We start from the raw sequence: 21,392 nt of genomic DNA, 5'->3' as shown, positions 1-21,392 counted from the left end.
ACTACTGATAAAAATGTCAGTCCGATTTTTTTATTCGCTGACTTTAGCGCTTTGTTCAGCTAAAGCAGTCAGGTGCTCGAATAGGATGCCTTCACGCAGTCCATTTTGAGAGAAAATCATCCGGTCAGAATCTAAAAAGCGCATCAGACTAATGGCAGGAATCATCCCACCAACAATAATATCAGCCCGGTCCTTTGCTAATCCAGGAATAGCCGCGCGACCAGCTGCATCCTGGCTAATGACAGTATTGAATGTGTCATAGATGGCGTTGTCACGTAGCCGATAACCGTGAATATCTTCAAAGTTGAGGATATTGCATTTGCGCCGGTTAATTTTGGCTAACGTTCGGTTGCTACCACCCAAACAGACGAGTGGTAAGTTGAGACCGTTTCGCAACCACCAGACGCTATTAAAAATTTTATCAACGAAAGTCATCGTTTTAAATAATTGACTAGCGGTAACTTGGTCGTTGAGGCCGAACTTTTCGGATAAACTGACCGCGCCGATTGGCAGACTGATTAGGTCCTTGGCCTGGCCGTTTACGATAAGGACGAGTTCGCAGCTACCGCCACCAGTATCGACCATGACGCAGTTAGTCGTTGGAAGCGTATTGACTACCCCTAAGTAATCGTAATAGGCCTCGGTTGTTCCAGGAATCACTTCGATATCTAGGCCAACATCATTTTTAACGCGTTTGAGAAATTTCTTTTGGTTGCTGGCCTTTCGCGTTGCGGCGGTCGCCACGGCCTTGATAGTTAAGTTAGGTAAGTCTTTGTAGACGGCAGCAAACGACTTTAGCGCTGCAATCGTGCGGTCAATGGCCTCGGCTTGAAGGGTCGGCGTATCCGTGGCGTTTTCATTCTCGGATAAACGCACCATTTCCTTGAGTCGGTGAGTGACCGCATAACTACCGTCTTCTTGAATCTGTGTAATTGTCATTCGACATGAATTGGAACCTAAGTCAATGACCGCAAAGTTTTCCATCGCTAATCATCCTCTCTATCAAGATCTGAAGCATCCGGCTCATTCTTGGGACTCATCATCGGAATGAACTGGTGCGCGTTGCTAGTGGGCGTAGTATCGCCGTGATCAGCCTTGACTGCTTGCTCGGCTTCGCGAATGAATTCGGCCTGGGAGTCCAAAACCTCTAAGCCGCGCCCATCCACACGGGCGTACGTATTATCTGGTTGCAAAATGCGCGTTTTGACCGTGTCAGCCCACATCGTTTCAAAAATTGTCATCGCACGGTGACTGATTTCAGGTTGGAGCAGTGGGAACAATAATTCGACCCGGCGATTTAGGTTACGGGTCATCATATCCGCACTGGATAAGTAAATTTGTGGTTCACCGTCGTTGCTAAAGTAGTATATACGACTGTGCTCCAGAAGGCGACCAATGATCGAGTGGACCTCGATGTTATCCGAGATGCCCTTGATGCCTGTTCGTAAACAACAAATTCCCCGAATGATCAGTTGGATCTTAACACCGGCGTGAGAAGCTTCGTAGAGTTTGCTAATAATCTGCGGATCGGATAACGAGTTCATCTTCATTTTGACAACTGCGGGCTGACCAGCTTTGGCAATGGCAATCTCATCGTCTAGCTTTTCGTTGATAAAGTCGCGGATGCCATCTGGTGAGATGTGCAATTTGTGGAAATACGGTGGTTCAGAATAGCCAGATAACATGTTAAAGATGTTGGAAGCATCGATTCCCATGTCTGTATCAGCGGTGAAGAGCCCCATGTCCGTGTAGAAATGGGCGGTGACATCGTTATAATTCCCAGTTCCCATGTGCATGTAGCGCTTGATACCTTCGTTTTCTCGCCGAACAACGAGGGCAAGCTTACAGTGTGTCTTAAGCCCGATCAGACCGTAGATCACGTGACAACCCATTTCTTCAAGCTTTTTCGCCCAGTGAACGTTATTTTCTTCATCAAAACGGGCCTTAACTTCAACGAGAACGGTTACTTGTTTGCCGTTTTGGGCAGCCTGCCCGAGATACTTGATAATCGGTGAATCAGCTGATACGCGATACAGCGTCATCTTAATGGCTAACACGTCCTCATCTTCTGCAGCTTCATGGATAAAGTCCACAACGGGTTTGAAATCATCGTACGGATATTGCATTAAAATGTCGTGATCCTTGATAAGATCAAAGATGGATCGTTCGCGGTACTTCGCGGGATAGTAGGCGTGGTATTTTGGATAATTCAAGTCTTCGTGGCCCTGCACAGCTTTCACCAGCTTGGATAAGAAGGTCAAGTTGAGGGGACCGTTGATGACGTATAACGCACTTTCGTTAATCCCAAGGGCTTTAGCGAGTCGCGTGCGTTGATGCTTGCTCATACTCTTTTCGACTTCTAAGCGCATGACCTTACCGCGTTCACGCATCTTTAATTGTTTTTGAACTTCCTTTAATAAGTCCGAGGTATCCTCTTCGGCGACATCTAAGTCCAAATCCCGCATGACGCGGTAACAGCTCGTTTCCTTGACCGTGTAGTTGATAAATAGTGAGCCGACAAAGGCTTTGATAATTTCCTCAATCAGAATAAACTGGTTCGGTGCGCCTGGCAAAACGACCACGCGAGGAAAGACGTCCGGCACTTGAACGGTGGCAAACTTGCGGTCCTTCTTATCCCCATTTTTATAAATCCGTAAGGCGATGTTGAGTGTATTATTCCCAATGAACGGGAATGGGCGTGAAGAGTCGTCTGCCATCGGTGTTAAAGCCGGGTACAGCTCATCATCAAAGTAGTTCTTAACAAAGGCGTGTTGTTCCTCGTTTAGATCAGCCATCGACAAGAGATGAATCGCGTGCTGTTCCAGCAATGGCAAAAGCGAGCGGTTTAATGTATTGTATTGACGCTTGACCATCTCGTGGGCTTTATCACTGATTGCACTGACTTGATCAGCAGCGGTCAGTCCCGCGGGATCCGGTTTAGTGTAATTGACTGACATCAATTTACGTAATGATGCGACCCGGACCGTGAAGAATTCGTCAAGATTACTCTGTGTGATCCCGAGAAAACGGACACGTTCTAGCAAGGGGTTATCCTTATCACGTGCTTCATCAAGGACACGATAGTTAAAATCAAGCCAGCTGAGTTCACGGTTTGTATAATAACTTTCTTTATAATAATTCATTTAACGTACCCCCCGTAGTTTAATCACTGGTGTTAAACCAAAGACTTCTTTAAAGAATTCCGCTTTTTGTGCGAATACCCAATTTTCTAAGAAGAGGTCATCATGAGCAAAGCAAGTAATGATGACCCGTGGATTGCGAATTGAAACGGAAATTTTATCAATTTTTTGTTTGCGACCGTCATCCAAAGCGTCCGCAATTCTCAAGATGGCGGATAGTTTGGAGACTAATAAGCGTTGTTCGACTTGTAAGTGTCCAAAATGGCGAATGTCTTTTGATGGTGTTTGCGCGCTATGGTAGCGTGAAATCAGGGCGACCATTCGTTTTTCGGTATCGGCTAATCCCATGAGTTCAGTGGCCTGCAAGATATAGTCCGAATGTAAGTAATGTTGGTGCGGGTCAATGTAGCTCCCAACGTCGTGCACGATGGCGGCGACTTGTAAGAGTAAGCGCTCGCGTTTGCCTAAGTGGTGTAGCGGTTTAAGCTGGTCGAATAGGTGCAGTGAGAATTTGGTGACCAAGTCGCGATGCTTAGGTTCAACGTTGTACCTGTCCGCAATGTTCTTAGCTGCTGTTACGATTTGATCATTAAAGTTATATTTCTTATAGCCCAACTTAATGGCTTCTTGAATAATTAACCCATCCAGCACGGTCACGTTGCCAAGCCAGATTTTCTCAGCATTAGTGAGTTGTAGTAACTCGTTAATAAGTAGTAATTCGGGCACGATTAGGCGCACGTCTTCTTCATCAACTTCGTATTTATCCATTAAATACTGGTCAGAAGCGTTCAACACGTCCTCATATAAAGCTTGAAAATCTGCTTTGCTGAGTTCCTCCACGCCAGCTTTTGATTGTTGTTGGCGAAAGAGGGTGGCAAACGGCGCGACGCCGAGCATGACGACGTTACTAGGCTGATCTCTTCGCCCAGGCAAGAAGCGACCAAAGTCAACGATTTGACTCGAAATATAATCATCCAAAACTTCGACATAGTTAGGCACGCTCGATTGCAAATCTTCAAGAACTTCCGCGATTCGAACTGGTCCTAAACGGAGGCTACGGGAGAAGACAAAGTTACTCTGATCGTAGTGCGAAATACCGACACTACCAGAGTTGATTCCTAATAAGTAGGTCGGCTTCGTGATCATTTGCTTGAATCGTGGAAAGTGTACCGCAACTGCGACTGAACGCAGGTAGGTTTCCTGACTACTAGATAACCAGTCGATCTTGAGCCCAGTCCGGACAAGTAATTGGTCTTGAATATAGTCGGCATTGTTAGCGGATGACAAGGACCACGACCCCCATAAATGGTAGTCCTTAACGCCGTAATCATTCATAATCTGAACAAAACCACTCAGTGCCTGCGCGGCTTGTTCCACTGAATCATAATCGATCGTATGCTGATCATAAATATCCTCACCAAGTGAAACGTCGGAACGAACTCGTTCTACTTGGCGTAATGTGCGTAAATTGACAATCGACAATTCAATACTCTGAACGTTAATCATCATAATTCCAAATAATTTTGCTGCCATGGCGATCCCCCATTTTTATGATTTCCTGACCCCCAATAAGGTTAAAGTCATGTATTTAATTTAAGTTTAACACAGGTTGGGGTTAGTTAAATTAGTATTTTAGTAGTGAAACAGTTAGCGATTACTTTTAGTTTTTATACGAAAGTTAAGCGTAATTAAGGCCATCATTAACTTTGTATGAATCTTACTAGTTAGGTGGTTGATGTGGTGATTACCCCGGTTTCAGCGGTAGCGAACGCTAACCTAACTTGGCACGTTTGATCCAAGATACCAAAAAGGCGTGGTTCAGCCGTAACGAGTATGCCTGAACCACGCTAGTTGATATTATAAGATTTCGTGATTATCGATAATTAGTTTGTTCAGATGTTTTTCAACTCGTTTATCAGCTGGTGGCAGCTGCATGTAATCACCATACATCCGGGTCAAAATGGTGTCATACGCACTGGGAATCTTCACTTGGATATCTTCGAATGGAACGGTCGTTAGCTCGGTCAATTCCTGATAGGTCATAATTTCCTTTTCGTAATCGTATTGAGACGCCAGATTTTTGTAAGTTCGGGAGTCTGACTGCTCGTACAGGCGCATGTATTCCTCACGTTCCAGCTTATAGCGATTGACTTCAGCTAATTGCTGAGGTGTGTGTTTCGTAATCAAGTTGCGCAGTGGTGTTTTGACAAAGCGGTAATTCAATTTGAGCAGGATCGCAGCGTCTGCTAATTTGTAATGTAACATCTGTGAACGACGTAGGGCTTCGTCATCTGGAATCTTATCAAACGGAAAGATGTCAACGAACACGCCTTTAAACGCATTATTGACGTTGTTGCGTTCTTCAATGTAAGTATTTACGTCTAATAGCTTCATATAACTGAGTGCATAGTCCGGATCTGAGGCACCGGTTTGTAGGAAAAACTTGTTTGGATCAAGATGGTGGTTGGCGACGGCGATAAAGCGCTGGTAGTCATGACGGCGCATTCCAATGTCGATGTCATCGTCCCACGGAATAAATCCGTGATGACGAATAGCACCGAGTAAAGAACCACCGATCAAAAAGTAATCGATATTTTCAGCCTCACAGATTGCGATGACGGTACGCATCAAGCGCAATTCAACTTGGTGTAAGGGTGTCAGGGGCATGGTCTCGTCTCCTTTTTACGTAAGCGTTTCAACTACTTTCATCATACACTTTGTTGCACAAAATTGTTAGGGAGGATGCTTAACGTTGGAATTTACGGGTAATTTCATGCAAAACAGTTAAAGGCGTGTTATATTTGGCCAAAAGTTAATGAAGTGATGGTGATCGCGATGAACAGTGACGAATTAAGCAAACTTCTCAATGATTATTTTGAAGCATATCAAAATACAACCAAAATTATGATGGACTTAGTGGCTTGGCCTTTAAGTCAAAATAAACTGTCATTTGAACAATTTTTAATATTGCGGCGCATTGCCACGACTGATGAAGTGACACTCAATGATATTGCAATTCAGCGACAAGTAACGCGAAGCGCGATTTCACGGCAAGTCAAATCATTGTTAATGCAACACTATGTTTTTCAGGTGCCAGATCCGCGTGATCGGCGGCGGCTCTACTTACATTTAACAGAACGGGGACAACAAGTCGAACGGATTGTCGACCAAGCCATTACCCAGCACTTTGATCACTGGGTCAACCAGTTGGGCGCACCACAGATTGATCAAGTGCTCAAGATGATGGGGACCTTTAGCCAGCAGGTCACGGACCTCGGTGAGCCACAGTCACACCCCGTTCTACACTAGGATGTACATGGGACTAACCACTAAATTAGTATTGATGAGCAACTATTTTGGTCGCTAGTCAAAAACAGACTTCTTAGGAATTGTCACAATTCTTAAGAAGTCTGTTTTGTTACGAATACCCATTGAATAAAAACACTTGTACTAAAGTAGGGTCGTTTCATAGAAAGTAAGCACTCAAATGGGCGTACTTGCTTCACTGTGATACGTGTAGCGCTCAATGCTTGAAAAAGTTATGGTAAACCCCTTCGCAAGCTTCAAGAAACATCCCAATAGCCATTAAGTACATGGCTAACATGTTCTGCATTGTGAAGACCAAGTAGAGTAGGACAGCGTAGAGGATTAAAAAGAAGATTGCCGTAATTTTGGAACCAGCCATTTAAATCACACCTTTGTATGGAGAATCGTGACGCGTTGTTTGCCTGAGGGTCGTGAGGACCAAGAGCGGTTTTAAGGCAATGAACACGCTTTATCAATTTCATTCTACCGCAGGCTCATTAAAATTGAAAATCGCAATTAAACAGATTCAAAATTATTTAGCGTTCGGTTATTGCTTTTAAATAAACAAAATGATACGATTAAATACGTTAAAAGAACGCTAAAACACGAACGTTTACAATTGTGCAATTATAATTTAGACGAATATTTGGAGGGAATCATGAATAAAATTGCGGCATATTTTAATTTTTCAGAATTGAAAACGTCAATGCGAACCGAAGTGCTGGCTGGCTTGACCACGTTTGTTTCGATGGCATACATCCTATTTGTTAATCCGAGCGTCCTCGGGGCTTCGGGGATGGATAAGGGCGCCGTCTTCACCGCGACGGCCTTAGCGTCAGCGTTAGGCTGTTTATTGATGGGGTTAGTTGCTAAGTACCCGATAGCAATTGCACCAGGATTAGGCGTTAACGCGTTCTTTACTTATTCCGTAGTTATCGGAATGGGCATTAAATGGCAAACTGCTCTGGCTGGGGTGTTCGTTGCAGCCGTGATTTTTATCTTGATTACGATTTTTAAGCTCCGGGAAATGATTATTGATGCGATTCCGCGGGATATGAAGTTAGCAATTTCGGCGGGGATCGGGTTCTTCATTGCTTTTATTGGTCTTCATGGTGGTGGCTTAATTGTTGCCAACAAATCAACGGTTGTTGGTCTGGGATCATTGACAGTTGGAACGACCTGGTTAACTATTTTTGGATTGATCGTCACGTTGATTTTGATGAGTCGCAAAGTTCCCGGTGGGATTTTTATCGGGATGGTTTTAACCTCCATTTTAGGGCTAGCAACTGGCTTGATTAAGATGCCATCCACAATTGTTTCGGCAGCACCTTCGTTGAAACCAACGTTTGGTGTGGCGCTTGGTCATATTGGTGATATTAATTCGTTACAATTGATTATTGTTGTTTTGACGTTCTTATTAGTGACATTCTTCGATACGGCCGGAACGCTAGTTGGATTGGCAGAACAGGCTGGATTCATGAAAAATAATAAAATGCCGCGGGTTGGTAAAGCGCTGATGGCCGATTCAACTTCGATGTTAGTTGGGTCAGTGTTGGGAACCTCACCAACCTCAGCTTATGTTGAATCTTCGGCCGGAATTGCGGTCGGTGGTCGCTCTGGGATGAGTGCAGTTGTTACTGGTGCGCTATTCATTCTTGGATTATTTTTCTCACCGTTATTAAACGTCGTGACGGATCAAGTTACTGCACCTGCATTGATTATTGTGGGTGTGTTGATGGCAGAATCTTTAAAACAGATCAGTTGGGAACGGTTTGAAATTGCCGTACCCGCATTTCTAACTGTTATCGGGATGCCGTTGACTTATAGTATTTCTGATGGGATTGCCTTAGGCTTCATTGCATACGTCATTACGATGGTCGCAACTAAGCATGCCAAGGAAGTTCATCCATTAATGTACGTGCTGTTCTTCATCTTCATTATCTTCTTGTGGATATTAAATGTCTGACAGTTAAAGATGGTCAGCTCGACGTTATTGGCCAGTTACAGATAATTTAAATGACTTAATTCTAAACGGACTACTGACGCACATGACGTTGGTAGTCTTTTTTGACGTGAAATGGGCTAAAACTTGATGAGCATCAAGTTGGTTTGCTCTGGAGGTGACTATACTAGAGTTATTCAAGTGATAGAAGGGGAAGGTGAAATAATCAGAAAGTTAGGATAAACATTGAAATGTAAGCGTCGTCATCAAAAACTATCTTGAAACTAGCTCATGAGCAGTCAATCGGCCGAGATTTGCTAAGCGGGGCAAGCGTAACGAGTGGGGATGTACCCGTACCAATTCGATTTAATAAGACAAATACACAATTAGTACGGTGGTTAAGGTGGTATACCGGTGTCGAAAATAATACAAAATATAAAAATACAAAAAAATACGTTTTTTTGTAAAAATTAAAAACGCTCCAAAGCCCGTCGTTAACGCTTGTAAACCATAGAAAGTTTCGCGAAATTTTCAATGATAGATAAAATCTATCGATAAAAGCGTTTACATTTTAAAAATTCGTGATTACAATAAAGTCGTAAAGTTGATAATTAAAATATATCAGAGGAGGACATTACTAATGGCTAAAATTAGTGGTTCAGATGCCGTATTAAAAGTAATTCAGAAGTGGGGCGTAAAACATATTTATGGTTTGCCCGGTGGGTCGTTCGATTCAACGATGAACGCCATCTATAATCAACGGGAAACGTTGAAGTACATCCAAGTACGTCACGAAGAAGCTGGTGCGATTGCCGCTTCCGCTGATTATAAGCTAACTGGAAAGATCGGCGTCTGCTTTGGTTCCGCTGGCCCTGGTGCTGTCCACTTACTGAACGGATTGTACGATGCTAAGGAAGATGGTATTCCAATGTTAGCAATCGTTGCACAAGTTCCTACTAAGCGGATGAACATGGACTTCTTCCAAGCAATGAATGAAGAACCGATTTTTGACGATGTCGCTGTTTGGAATCGGACTGCGATGACTGCTGAGAGTTTACCGATGATGACTGATGAAGCCATTCGTCAAGCGTATGCTCACAATGGTGTAGCTGTCTTAACGATCCCTAAGGACTTTGGTTGGGCTGAAATTGAAGACAACTTTGAAACGAACGCTAGCGTGCACACTGTTAACTATCCTGCACCAACCGCTGAATCAGTTGCTGATGCGGTTAAATTAATCAAAGCTGCTAAGTCACCAATGATTTACTTTGGCGTTGGCGCTAAGGACGCGGCTGAAGAATTAAAAGCTGCTTCTGAAAAGTTTAAGATGCCACTTGTCTCTTCAGTATTAGCGAAGGGGATCATTGAAGACGACTATCCCGCTTACTTAGGTTCCACGGGACGGGTCGCACCTAAGCCGGGTGCCGAGATTGGCTTTAGTACGGATCTAATTCTCTGGGTTGGTAACAATGTTCCATTCAGTATCTTCTTATTTAATAAGAAGGCTAAGGTCATTCAAATCGATATTGATAGTGAAAAATTTGGTAAGCGCCACCATACGAACGTTGCTATTCAGGCGGATGCGAAAAAAGCTTTAGCGGCGATCAATGCAGCTGGTGAAGCGCGCGATGATTCAGCCTTTTATGACGCTGCGGTTGCTGATAAAAAGAACTGGGACAAATGGCAAGCCAGCTTCAACGATAGCACTGAATCACCAGTTCGCCCCGAACCAATCTTTGATGTCTTGAACCAAGAAGCTAGTGACAAAGCTGTTTGGGCTATCGATGTCGGCAATGTTAATATTAACTTTGAACGCTTGATCCGAATGCACGATGACCAGAAATGGGCAACTTCTGGGATTTATGCAACAATGGGCTTTGGGGTTCCTGCTGCACTGGCTGCTAAAGTCAACTACCCAGATCGGGACGTCTACAGTTTGAGCGGTGACGGCGCTTTCGCAATGCTGTCAGAAGAAATCTTGGCACAAGTTAAGTATAACTTGCACATTATCAACATTGTCTTCAGTAATGAGACCTTAGGCTTTATTGAAGCTGAACAGACTGATGATAGCCATCAACCACTCTCTGGTGTCGATTTGCCAGATACTGATTGGGCCAAGGTTGGCGAAGGCTATGGTGCCGTTGGTTATACCGTTCGGACCAAGGCTGAATTCAAGCAAGCCCTTGAAGACGCTAAGAAGACGGATAAGCCAGTTGTCATTGATGTGAAGTTAACGCATGCAATGCCATTTACAACGGAACATATGTATCTCGATGACGCATGGCAAGATAAAGACAAGATTGCTGAATTTGTCAAGAAGTATGATGCTCAAGCGTTGAAGCCGTTCAGCTACTTCTTAAAACAAGCTCAAACAAACTAATTTGGATAGATAATTAACGAAAGAGGACGCGATTATCGAGGCTCTTTTGGTACATAGTATTAAGTGTCGCTTGCCATTGTGGCGGTGACAACATACCAAGCTGTAGAGAACACTATGTGAACGTTCGGGAGGTCGCACAGATGCAAGTAATCAATTTAGATGCCCATCGATTAAAGATGCTGGCACCACAACCGCCACTGGTATTAGCTTTAGGTTTCTTTGATGGTGTGCATCAGGGCCACCAACGCGTGATTCAAACAGCGAAACGAATTGCGAAGCAGCGTGATTTACCACTCGCTGTGATGACGTTCAATCGACACGCGTCACAACTGTTTAAGTCCCAGACCACTTTTCGGTATCTGAATACCGTCGCGCAAAAAAGCCAACATATGGCGGCGCTACAGGTGGACCGACTATATATTACGGATTTTAACCACCAATTTGCTGGCTTGACACCGACTGCGTTTATTAAGGATTACCTTGTCGGGTTGAATGCGCAAGTCGTTGTGGCGGGGTTTGACTATACGTTCGGGCAGGGTGGCGCAAATGGGATGCGCGAACTCGCGGAATTGGGCGCCCCGTACTTTGAAACGGTCACGGTGGATCGCTTGGCTAATCAGCAGCTTAAAGTCAGTTCTACTCGGATCCGGGGGCTGATTGCTCGGGGGCAGATTGAACAAGCTAATGATTTATTGGGGTACACTTACGCGACACAGGCGACATTCGATCCGTTGACTAGAACGATCCAACTTGCAAATCGGCAACAGCAGTTACCAGCGGCCGGTGATTATCATTGTTGGTTAGTTAGCGCTAATTATCGACAGGCAGTCATTCTGCGAGTCACCACGACATTAAAAATTATTTCGCCATACCAGTTGCCACCGGAAATCACGGTATTAGATGTGGACGTTCAGTGGCAGCAGCGTGCTTTGCAAGTGGTCAGTTCTGTCTCAGCCCAGCATCAACAATCACAATATAGTAAAGCTTAATGTAGACCACCCTGATCTGTTTGATGGGGTGGTTTTTGATTGTCGTCACGTCGGTAAGTTGTTCGTGCTAGATCGTTAGCGATATTTGATAAAACTGAGTATCGGGTGTGTGCTTGATCCTATTTTTCTAGTCCATAGATAGTTTCACATGAAATAATCGGATAAACACAAAATTGGCGCTGAATGGTGCCTCATTTTGTGTACTTGTAATTTCACTTACGAAAAGTAAGCATATTAATTGCATTTATAATTGAAAGCGATTTATAATACGTTTGTTAAATGAATTGAACCAAGCAGACAAATTGGTTCTAAGTCGAAGGGATGAATAGTGATGACAAAGATGATTGCAGGACAAGCTTTAGTTAAGGTTTTAGAGGCGTGGGGTGTGGACCACATCTACGGGATTCCCGGCGGTTCAATCAATCATACCGTTGAAGGTTTGTACCTTGAAAAGGCCGATATTGATTATATTCAAGTACGGCATGAAGAAGTGGGGGCCTTAGCAGCCTCGGCAGATGCCAAGTTTACAGGCAAAATCGGCGTTTCATTTGGTTCTGCGGGTCCTGGTGCAACGCACTTATTCAACGGTTTGTATGATGCCAAGATGGATCACGTTCCTGTATTAGCACTTGTCGGACAGGTGCCACAAGCGACGATGAACACGAATTACTTCCAAGAAATGGATGAGACTCCAATGTTTAGTGACGTGGCGGTGTATAACCGCACTGTCACGACGGCCGGACAATTACCATATGTCATTAACCAAGCGATTCGTGAAGCATACCGGCAAAAGGGACCGGCAGTCGTTATCATTCCTGAAAATCTCTCAGCGGAAGAAATCGATTATCAGCCGGTATCGACGCCTAACACCGTTTCAGATACGTTTGAACAACGGGTCGATCCTCAGGCTATTACGGCAACGTTAAAGATGCTAAAAGCAGCTAAGCACCCATTAGTTTACGCTGGTCGGGGTCTTCTTGGTGCTAAGGCAGACCTGGTCAAGTTTAGTGAACAATTTAATATCCCAGTCATGAACACCGTCCCAGCGACGGGGGTTATTCCAACGAACCACCCGAATGCAATTGGCACGTTTGGCCGGTTGGGTTCCAAATCGGGGTTCGAAGCACTCCAACACGCTGATTTGATTTTGTTCCTGGGATCTGAATTTCCATTTGCTAGTTTTTGGCCTAAGGGGATTAAGATTATTCAGGTCAACAATAACAGTTTTGATATCGGCAAGATGGTCCCAATCGATTACGCCGTCATCAGTGACGCCCAAGCTTATTTGCAAGCGATGATTGCAACTGGCGAAACGTTACCTGAAACAGCGTGGTTAACGACTAACCGGCAAAATAAACGTAATTGGGATAAGTGGCTCCAACAATTGGCTGCTGACGACCATGATGGACTAGCGCCGGAAGCGGTCATGCACAAAGTTGCTAGTATGGTCGGCCCTCGTGATACCTACGGGGTCGACACCGGTAACGTCTCCGAGTGGGCTGTCCGGGGGCTCCCAATGGATCAGGAGCAACGCTTTGCCTTATCTGGCCTCTTCGCAACCATGGGATTTGGACTACCTGCTGGGATGGCTGGTGCCTTAAGTGTTCCAGACAGCCAAGCGTGGAGTTTCTCAGGCGATGGTGGCTTTGCGATGGTAGCGCCAGATATTATCACGGAAGCACGTTACGGCTTGCCCGTTATTAACGTGATTTTCAGTAATCAACGGTTTGGTTTCATCTATCGTGAGCAAGTTGATACGAAGCAACACTTGTATGGTGTTGATCTAACGGATGCCGACTGGGCCAAAGTTGCAGATGGCCTTGGTGGGATTGGTTTTACTGTTCAAAATAATCAAGAGGTCGAAACCGTCTTTGACCAAATCAAGGCGCTCCAAGCGAAGGGCAACAAGCGGCCAATCGTTGTGAACGCGGTCATCAAGAATGATGATCCAATTGGCACAGCTTACATGCCACTAGATCCTGAATTATATGGTCAAGCAGAAGTTGACGCTTATGCCAAAGCCAACCACATTGATATTAAGGAACAGCCATCATTAGGCGCCTTACTACGAGCACAGGGTGATCAGCTATAGTTAAAGCCTGAAGGGCTAGTTAGACCACTGGGCAAAGCTTCAGTTAACCTAATATTATTAAAAAGCCGCCAGTATCGGGTATGACCTGATACTGGCGGCTTCTTAGTTGTTCAGTTAGGATTTATTTTTGATTAAAGCTGCCATCTTCCACGTCACGAATGAATTGTTTCAAATGGTCAAAGTAGACGGGGGCGTTGTCGATCATGTGGTGATGACCACCATTTGGCGTCGTTACTAAGCGTGAGTTAGGAATATCACGAGCCATGCGGCGGGCCGAAGCTAATGGCATTGTTTCGTGTTCACCGAAAGTTAACAGGGTCGGCACTTTAATGTTGTGAATCTGATCGCGAATATCCCATTCCTTTAACTTCCCAGTGATAACGAATTCATTATCACCTTGAAAGGCGTTGTATACAGGAGTGGCAGTGGTGTTGATCAAATGGCGAATTGAAGTGGGTTGTTTGCGGTCAACATAGCCAGCGTTCAGAACGTCCACGTACTTCTGATATTGGGGATCATTCCAGTTGCCTTCCGCTTCCTTTTGCTTCATGTAAGCAACAGCGTCAGCCGGTAGGGCTTCTTCACGACACTTGTTAACGTTGACAACGTATTCCTCGATGTTATCGACCATACTTGAAATAATGGCGCCTTTTAAGTGTTGACCATACTTGAGCGCGTACATCATTGTGAGGGCACCGCCCCAAGACTGACCAATCAAGTAGAAGTTATCGAGTCCTAGTTTTTGTCGGACTTCTTCAACTTCATCTAAGAAGTAGTCGTAGGTGAGATATTTCTTAGCAATTTCAGGATCTGAGTAGTCGGGTTGATCCGAATACCAGGATCCTAATTGGTCGTACATTGAAACTTGGACGCCTAAATCTGCCAGTTCCTCACCAAAGTTTTCCCAGTATTCGTGATTGCCACCAGGGCCACCGTGTAGACATAATAATTGAATGTCGCCTTTGCCCTGAGTATTCGTCCATAAATGGTAGCCATTATCCAGCGTAATGATTGTCGTTCCTTGTTTCAAATGATCACCTAATTTCTTCATATTTTAATTGTTATCTTACCACTGTTAACTAAGCAGGGTCAAAGAGACTAGGCAATCATAAAGAATTGCATTAAGTAGATAATTGGTAAGGTCGTGTTCGCTAATTAACTGAATCAGTACGTTAACGTCATAGTAGCTGAGTATGGGAGGGGACTTCGGTCGAAACGATATAAAAATAATAATTAGAACGGGCCGTTTAGTCTGAATTTGGTTTATACTAGTTATTATGCTGGTCGGTACGACTGATAGACCAAGTTTCAGTCGTATTGTGACCGATTGTACACAATTGATTTGACAAGCGGTTACATTTTCAGCGATAATAAGTAAACTGCTCAGCACAGAAAGATGTAATATTACATTCTTTAAATTCAATTGCGGTTAGTTAACCAATATGAAATAATGGGTTAACTAATTAGAGATGGGTGAGATTGATATGGCAAATCAAGTCGCAGTTTTACGCTTGTTAATCCAAGCGGCGCCCGCGTACTGTTCGGGTGACTGGTTGGCACAACGACTTGCAATCAGTCGAACGGCTATTTGGAAATTAGTGCAAGGATTGCAAGCGGCGGGCCATACTATTGAGAGCCGGCATGGGCGAGGTTATCGGTATGTGGCCAATAATCAATTGAGTGCGCCGGTGATTGAATACGCGCTTACAGCGTTACCACCGTTTGATTTGACCGTGCTACCAACGGTTGATTCAACGAATGCCTATTTACGGCGGTTAGTCACGCAGACACCTTTAGCACTTCCGAAAATCGTGGTTGCGGATACGCAAACTGCTGGTTACGGTCGGTCGGGGCGGGCATTTTATTCGCCAGCACAGACTGGAATTTACATGAGCATTGGGTTACCACTCAGTGACCAGAAGGCGTTAGACGCTGGTTTGTTGACAACGAGTACTGCGGTAGTCGTTGCTCAGACGCTGCAACAGCTGTTTGCGGTTGACGTTTCATTAAAGTGGGTCAATGATGTGTTAGTCAATCATCACAAGGTGGTTGGTATCTTATCAGAAGGCATCACTAGTCTTGAAACGGGGCAAATTTCAGCAGTCATTATTGGAATTGGCATTAACTTAACAACGACAGCTTTTCCAGCGCTACTAGCGCACAAAGCGGGCGCAGTCGTTGCCAATCCAAATGGTGTGACGCGCAATCAAGTGATTTGTGAGCTACTGCGGCGCTTTTTCAATAGCTATGGGACTTATCGTAGTGGGACTTTCATGGACGCTTATCGGAAACTCTCCATGGTGATCGATCAACAGGTCGAGTTGAAGAGCGGAACGCAAAAGTATCGTGGAGTCGTCACGGATATTGATGCACACGGGGCGTTAGTCGTCAAATTAGAGACTGGTCAGAGTCGTCATTTTAGTTCTGGTGAGATTACTAAGGTGAACCTCTTGTCCGGTGGTTATCATGGCTAGCAAGTTTGTAAAATCAATTTATCAAGTTACCGAACGAATCGCGTCAATCTTTTAAAATGATTTCTGATTCAATGTTTTACTGGTTCATACTGTTGTATAGTAGAAGTTAGTCACAAGTAGTGCTAATCAATTTCAATTTGATTAATTGAGCTGTTTGGTACGTCGAATCAACCTTAAATTGTTGATAACATAGGAATGATAACGGATGGATTAATAGACTCACGTTTGATTTATTTATATTGTAATTAAGTTCGGGGTTATATGTGTTTAATCAGCATAATGAATAAAGTGGTTAATAAAAATAATTAATGAAGTTTAAATAATGCTGGTCAATGCGGTCATTTACATATTATAGTAAAGGTACCGAAGCACTGGTGGGTTAGTTAATATTTGTAGAGACAATTCAAGGGGTAATAGGAATATGAATGAAAATTTGCGGAGCGTAAATATGAGCCGAACAATGAGTCGGATGAATCGACACCGGATGAATCCAAGACGTTATATCACCGGATTTGATGGTATCCGGACATTGGCGGTGCTGGGTGTCATCATCTATCACTTGATGCCGGCCTCACTACAAGGAGGTTACTTGGGAGTTCCGATCTTCTTCGTCGTTTCAGGTTATTTGATTACGGATATTTTATTACAAGATATTTTGAGTCGGGGGCATGTCCGGATATGGCGGTTTCTCGGACACCGGATGCGGCGGCTATATCCAGCATTCGTGACGATGTTGTTAGGGACAACAGCCTACATTACGCTGTTTCAACGGTCATTATTGACGAACATTCGGGCTACTGTATTAACGAATTTAGTCTACGTCTATAATTGGTTTGAAATCAATCACGGTCAAAGTTATTTTGACCGTTTCAATGGTGAATCACCGTTCACTCATTTATGGTCGCTCTCAATTGAAGGACAATATTACTTATTCTGGCCATTAGTGATTGGTATCTTGATGGTCATCTTCAAGAAGCGTTCACGGGTCTTCTGGTTTATGATGATTGCTGCGGGTATTTCAGCGATAACCATGGCAATGTTGTATGATCCAGCGAATACGAATCGGGTGTACTACGGAACTGATACGCGGATGTTTGCAATCTTGTTAGGTTCTGGCCTTGCGTTTATCTGGCCATCACGGGAATTATCGGCGGACATTGCTAATGTTAATCGAGTGACACTGGATATCTTAGGCGGTGCTTCGCTAATTGCAATTATTTGGATGTTTTTCCAGATGTCCGGTCAATCTGATTTCACTTATCGTGGCGGTATGTTACTATTCACAGTCCTATCAACAGTGTTAGTTGCAACGGTGGCTCACCCGGCTAGTCATCTCAATCGCGTCTTGACGAATCCGTTGTTTAAGTACGTTGGGCAACGTAGTTATGGGATCTATCTCTACCAGTTCCCAGTGATGATTTTCTACGAAACTAAAGTTAAAAACATTGGTGATCATTTACTCCTCAATAGTTTGATTGAAGTTGCCTTAATTTTGATCGTGACGGAATTGAGTTATCGGTTTATTGAAAATCCAATGCGGCACTATGATTACAGTCGGTTATTGGTCGACTTCAAAGATTTCCTCCGCAAACCGAAGTTTAACCGCGTGACCACTGCGATTGTCGCTTTGACCACGGTCTTATTCGTTATTACGGCGGTTGGTTTCGTTCAACAGCCAAGTAAAGCGGAAGCTAACAAGAAGACTGAATTACAAAAGACGATTGCAGCTAACTCTAAAGCGGCTGATAAGAAGAATGCGGCGGCGCTCAAACGGCAAAAAGCTGCCCAGGCAGCGGCTGCTTCAAGCAAGAAGGTTGCGACTGAAAAGATGCAGACCAAGCAGGCTGAAGCGAAGTTGAACTCGAAGCAGAAGCAGGTGGAAAAGGAATACGATTTGAAGCCACAAGTTGTTCTAGCGATGGCCAATACGGATCTGACAGCCATTGGGGATTCGGTGTTACTGGATGTTTCTTCCGATCTTCAAGATGTTATCCCGGGTACGGTGGTTCAAGGTCGCGTTGGTCGTCAAGTGACGGAAGTTCCTGGAATCATTAATTCGCTGAAGTCGCAAGGGCAATTAGCCCATAACGTCCTATTGAACATTGGGACTAACGGGACAATTACGGATGATCAAGCTGAACAAGTCGTTAAACTGATTGGTAAGGATCGTCAGATTTTCTGGGTAACGGCCCACGTCCCAACACAGAGTTGGCAAAATCAGGTCAATGCTCAAATTGCCAAGACTGCTAAGAAGCATGCGAACGTGCATGTTATCGATTGGCATGGTCGTGCGCAGAATCAAAGTGGTTGGTTTGCAGATGACAATGTTCATCCAAATACGACTGGTAATCGCCAGTTAACGAATTTGATTGCGAACCGCATTGCCGAAGTTAATAACAATTAAAGATGAGTTCCAGCTTACGTTGATGGTAAGCTGGAACTTTTTTTGGCTAGTTCCGGACAGGTGGTGGTGTCCGACCTGGTCATGATAAGTGGCTGTTTAAGTTGAAGGTACACAAAAGGCCCACCAGTTAACGGTTGTGTGGTTAGTTGGTAGGCCATAATTAGTTAGTCTGTTATTTTTTTCATTGGGACGTGTAAGCGAATATCGTTCAAGTTAAGTGAGTACTGTAGGTCTTGATTGCCACGAATCGTCATCTTCATATCAGTTGCGTAAATGACTAGTCCGAGTTGATGCCCCTTCAGCAAGTGGTGGAACAGCGGTTGGAGATCCACAGAAAAGTCATAAAAGACATTTGGCTGAATCGCTTCTGCGTGCCATGGGTGGTGGCGGTTCTGTAAGTTAAGATGCCCCTTAGTAATCATCTTGAACGGCGTCTCACCCGCTAACTTGAAGTCCTTCAAATCATCTTCGCGCCAGTGGTAACCTAGATCAAGCGCTTTTGCAGCCAGCATTTGTGGGCTGACAGTCAAACGGCGCGCGGCCCCGAAGTCAATCAGCATAAAGCTCAACATGCCGAAATTCTTATTAACGGCGACAGAGCCCGCAACGTGCGGAATACCCACTAATAATTGATCCTCAGGTGCCTGCCAAGACTTGAACAAGAGGCGGTGATCATAGAGCGGATTTAACTTATCCTCTTGCAAGAGGTCGCGCTGCCAACTATCCAAATGATGCTTATAGTGGTCGAATAATTTGTCAGGCAATTTATCAGTAAAATGAGCGGCGCGTTGGTCAACTGTATGGTCAGCAGGAACTAATTCTTTGTACTGAACCTTAAAATCTAAAGCGTCGGTTGTGTCTTGCCACCAATTGTCATAGCCGTGCCAAGTTTGGGCTTGCGTGTTGTCTTGTACCAAGACGTTAGGCAAGAGTGTCTCCGCATGATTATCTAAACCATATAATTTATGGCTTAGCCACAAGTTCATCATGTCGGTGAAATCGAGCGATTGTAAGTTATTGATATAAATATGTTGTCCCTGGTGCAAAATGAGCTTTTTAGTAACGGGAACTGCCTGTAATTTATCCCATAAATTAGCTACGTTGCGGGGCTTAACGTTCCAGTCGTTGAGCCCGTGAACCATGATGATGTCCGCCTTAATTTTGTCAACGTTCTTGAGATAATTGCGTTCATCCCAGAAACGGTTATAGTTACCGCTTGCTCGGTCTTGGTCGGCAGTCAGTTCTGCCAGTTTCTGATCAAACGCGGGTTGGATCTGGTGAGCGTCACCGGCTTTTAAGCTTCGTGAGAAGACCTCAGCGGCGAGAACATCGGTGTCTTCGCCCTGGAACGTATCGGGAGCGACAACCAGGCCATTATCTCGATAATAGTCGTACCAGCTTGAGATGGCGGCCTCGGAAATAATCGTCTTAAGGCCAGCCACGCCCGTCGTAGCAGCGGCAGTTGCGAGGGTACCGAGGTAAGACCGGCCAGTCATAGCAACGGCGCCGTTGCACCACCAAGCTTTGATAGCGATATTGCCATCACGATTGGTGAAGGCTTGGCGTTTGCCAGTCAACCATTCAATAATTGCAACTGTTGAGGTCGTTTCATCAACGTCACCGGTAGGGGCTAGCCCATCCGAGTCGATCGAACCGATTCCAGCTGCATAGACGACAGCAAAACCGCGCGCTAGAAAGTAATCATTGAGCGTGTAGGACTTTTCTCGGCTGAAAGTCTCCTCTGCTGTATCGGTCGTCGTGGTCGCGGTTCGAGCGGCTGGTAGTTGCGCCGTTGTTGGCTGGAACTCAACATCCGCATAGGTATTTTCGTCCGGTTCCTTTGCAGTCAGGGGAACGTCTACGTTGTGCATTTGAGCATCACCAGCTTGGTCGTTGATGCCCTGATTATAAGGACTAGCGGTATAGAGAACGGGAACTTTTAAGCCGGTTTCGGTCTCAGCTGGCCGAAGGATTTCAATTTTGAGCAGGTCCCGTTGGCCGTCGTGGTCAGTATCTAAAGGCGCTTCAACGTAGATGACGTCACGAATGAGCGCGTTGGTATCAAAGACGGCTTGGGCCTTACCATTGAAGAAGAGTGGCTTTTGATCGTTAGGTAATTGGTAAAATGGTACAAAGTAACCCCGGGTCGTGAGTGATTCAATCAAGGTTTGTCCATTATTCCCACGTGTATTTAATAATAGGTACCAAGCATAATAGAGGGCTTCACGATCAAAGGCGCTATCACCGACCATTGGCAAGTGAATATCGCGCATCGCCAGCAATGGATCGGCCAATTCAAAATCTTGACCAGGTAGAAAGCCCAGTAGCTGAAGTCCCACGTTATAAAAGACTTGATTGTTCACGATAGTTGCATTGGCGAGCCATTCTGATAAAGTGTGCTGGCTGGTTGCCATGATGTTATTAAACTTGTGGGTCAAGCCGCTTGCCGTGTGAACTTCTGGTAAGCTTTTAGCCAGCAATGCCTGGTAGACGGCTGGAACAGTCGTCAGGGCGTCCATATCAGGCGTAATAAAATGAATTTTTGTAAGTTCGGCAATCGCGGTTTCCGAATCAGTCGGGACGATTGCAAATTGATTATTTTTCATAAGTAAATTCCCCATTAAGTATTATTAGAAATATTATACCGCTAATTAGTCGAGAACCA

The 21,392-nt window shown here is 44.6% G+C and carries 14 protein-coding genes; 7 read left to right on the top strand and 7 right to left on the bottom strand.

Features of this window, described 5'->3' with window-relative positions:
• Positions 1-30: 30 nt before the first annotated feature.
• From ppx to MMY95_RS01620, 4 genes are all read right to left on the bottom strand, one after another.
• The gene (gene ppx, locus MMY95_RS01635) at positions 31-984 is read right to left on the bottom strand and encodes an exopolyphosphatase (RefSeq protein ID WP_003641094.1); all 954 of its coding nucleotides are present in this window, start codon (positions 982-984) and stop codon (positions 31-33) included.
• Between the two features lie 2 nt (positions 985-986).
• Positions 987-3,143 carry an RNA degradosome polyphosphate kinase gene (locus MMY95_RS01630; RefSeq protein WP_003641095.1) on the bottom strand — a complete coding sequence of 719 codons (2,157 nt, stop codon included), beginning with the start codon at positions 3,141-3,143 and terminating at the stop codon, positions 987-989.
• Complete coding sequence (locus tag MMY95_RS01625) at positions 3,144-4,673, bottom strand: HD domain-containing protein (RefSeq protein ID WP_241277467.1); 1,530 nt, start codon at positions 4,671-4,673, stop codon at positions 3,144-3,146.
• A 324-nt stretch (positions 4,674-4,997) separates the two neighbouring features.
• Positions 4,998-5,807, bottom strand: a complete 810-nt coding sequence (locus MMY95_RS01620) for a LicD family protein (protein WP_003641097.1) — start codon at positions 5,805-5,807, stop codon at positions 4,998-5,000.
• A gap of 168 nt (positions 5,808-5,975) precedes the next feature.
• Here MMY95_RS01620 and MMY95_RS01615 point away from each other — a divergent pair, with 168 nt between their 5' ends.
• Positions 5,976-6,449: a MarR family transcriptional regulator gene (locus MMY95_RS01615; protein ID WP_003644000.1), complete on the top strand. Its 474-nt coding sequence runs from the start codon at positions 5,976-5,978 to the stop codon at positions 6,447-6,449.
• Positions 6,450-6,663: 214 nt separating this feature from the next.
• On the opposite strand, the gene MMY95_RS01610 is transcribed toward MMY95_RS01615, so the two are convergent.
• Positions 6,664-6,825 (bottom strand): hypothetical protein, encoded by a 162-nt coding sequence (locus MMY95_RS01610; RefSeq protein ID WP_003641099.1) that lies wholly within the window; start codon positions 6,823-6,825, stop codon positions 6,664-6,666.
• A 279-nt stretch (positions 6,826-7,104) separates the two neighbouring features.
• Here MMY95_RS01610 and MMY95_RS01605 point away from each other — a divergent pair, with 279 nt between their 5' ends.
• The 4 genes from MMY95_RS01605 (at position 7,105) to MMY95_RS01590 (ending at position 13,849) form a co-directional block, all read left to right on the top strand.
• Positions 7,105-8,412, top strand: a complete 1,308-nt coding sequence (locus tag MMY95_RS01605) for an NCS2 family permease (RefSeq protein ID WP_003644001.1) — start codon at positions 7,105-7,107, stop codon at positions 8,410-8,412.
• 616 nt (positions 8,413-9,028) lie between these two features.
• Positions 9,029-10,768, top strand: a complete 1,740-nt coding sequence (gene spxB / locus MMY95_RS01600; RefSeq protein ID WP_003641101.1) for a pyruvate oxidase — start codon at positions 9,029-9,031, stop codon at positions 10,766-10,768.
• 140 nt (positions 10,769-10,908) lie between these two features.
• On the top strand, positions 10,909-11,757 hold the full coding sequence (locus tag MMY95_RS01595) for an FAD synthetase family protein (protein WP_021357244.1): 849 nt from the start codon (positions 10,909-10,911) through the stop codon (positions 11,755-11,757).
• Positions 11,758-12,088: 331 nt separating this feature from the next.
• The gene (locus tag MMY95_RS01590; RefSeq protein WP_003645796.1) at positions 12,089-13,849 is read left to right on the top strand and encodes a thiamine pyrophosphate-binding protein; all 1,761 of its coding nucleotides are present in this window, start codon (positions 12,089-12,091) and stop codon (positions 13,847-13,849) included.
• Positions 13,850-13,970: 121 nt separating this feature from the next.
• Here the strand turns inward: MMY95_RS01590 and MMY95_RS01585 are convergent, their stop codons facing one another.
• Complete coding sequence (locus MMY95_RS01585) at positions 13,971-14,879, bottom strand: proline-specific peptidase family protein (RefSeq protein ID WP_003644004.1); 909 nt, start codon at positions 14,877-14,879, stop codon at positions 13,971-13,973.
• A 454-nt stretch (positions 14,880-15,333) separates the two neighbouring features.
• On the opposite strand from MMY95_RS01585, the gene MMY95_RS01580 reads away from it, so the two are divergent.
• Positions 15,334-16,323 (top strand): biotin--[acetyl-CoA-carboxylase] ligase, encoded by a 990-nt coding sequence (locus tag MMY95_RS01580; RefSeq protein WP_003644005.1) that lies wholly within the window; start codon positions 15,334-15,336, stop codon positions 16,321-16,323.
• Positions 16,324-16,744: 421 nt separating this feature from the next.
• The gene (locus MMY95_RS01575) at positions 16,745-18,727 is read left to right on the top strand and encodes an acyltransferase family protein (RefSeq protein WP_003644006.1); all 1,983 of its coding nucleotides are present in this window, start codon (positions 16,745-16,747) and stop codon (positions 18,725-18,727) included.
• Positions 18,728-18,891: 164 nt separating this feature from the next.
• Here the strand turns inward: MMY95_RS01575 and MMY95_RS01570 are convergent, their stop codons facing one another.
• Positions 18,892-21,333, bottom strand: a complete 2,442-nt coding sequence (locus MMY95_RS01570; RefSeq protein ID WP_241277466.1) for a Xaa-Pro dipeptidyl-peptidase — start codon at positions 21,331-21,333, stop codon at positions 18,892-18,894.
• Between the last annotated feature and the right edge of the window lie 59 nt (positions 21,334-21,392).

It is taken from the genome of Lactiplantibacillus sp. ME-2 (assembly GCF_022549155.1).
GTDB classification, from domain to species: domain Bacteria; phylum Bacillota; class Bacilli; order Lactobacillales; family Lactobacillaceae; genus Lactiplantibacillus; species Lactiplantibacillus plantarum.
The sequence above is the reverse complement of the archived record's forward strand: the minus strand, read 5'-3'. Positions and strand labels throughout refer to the sequence as shown.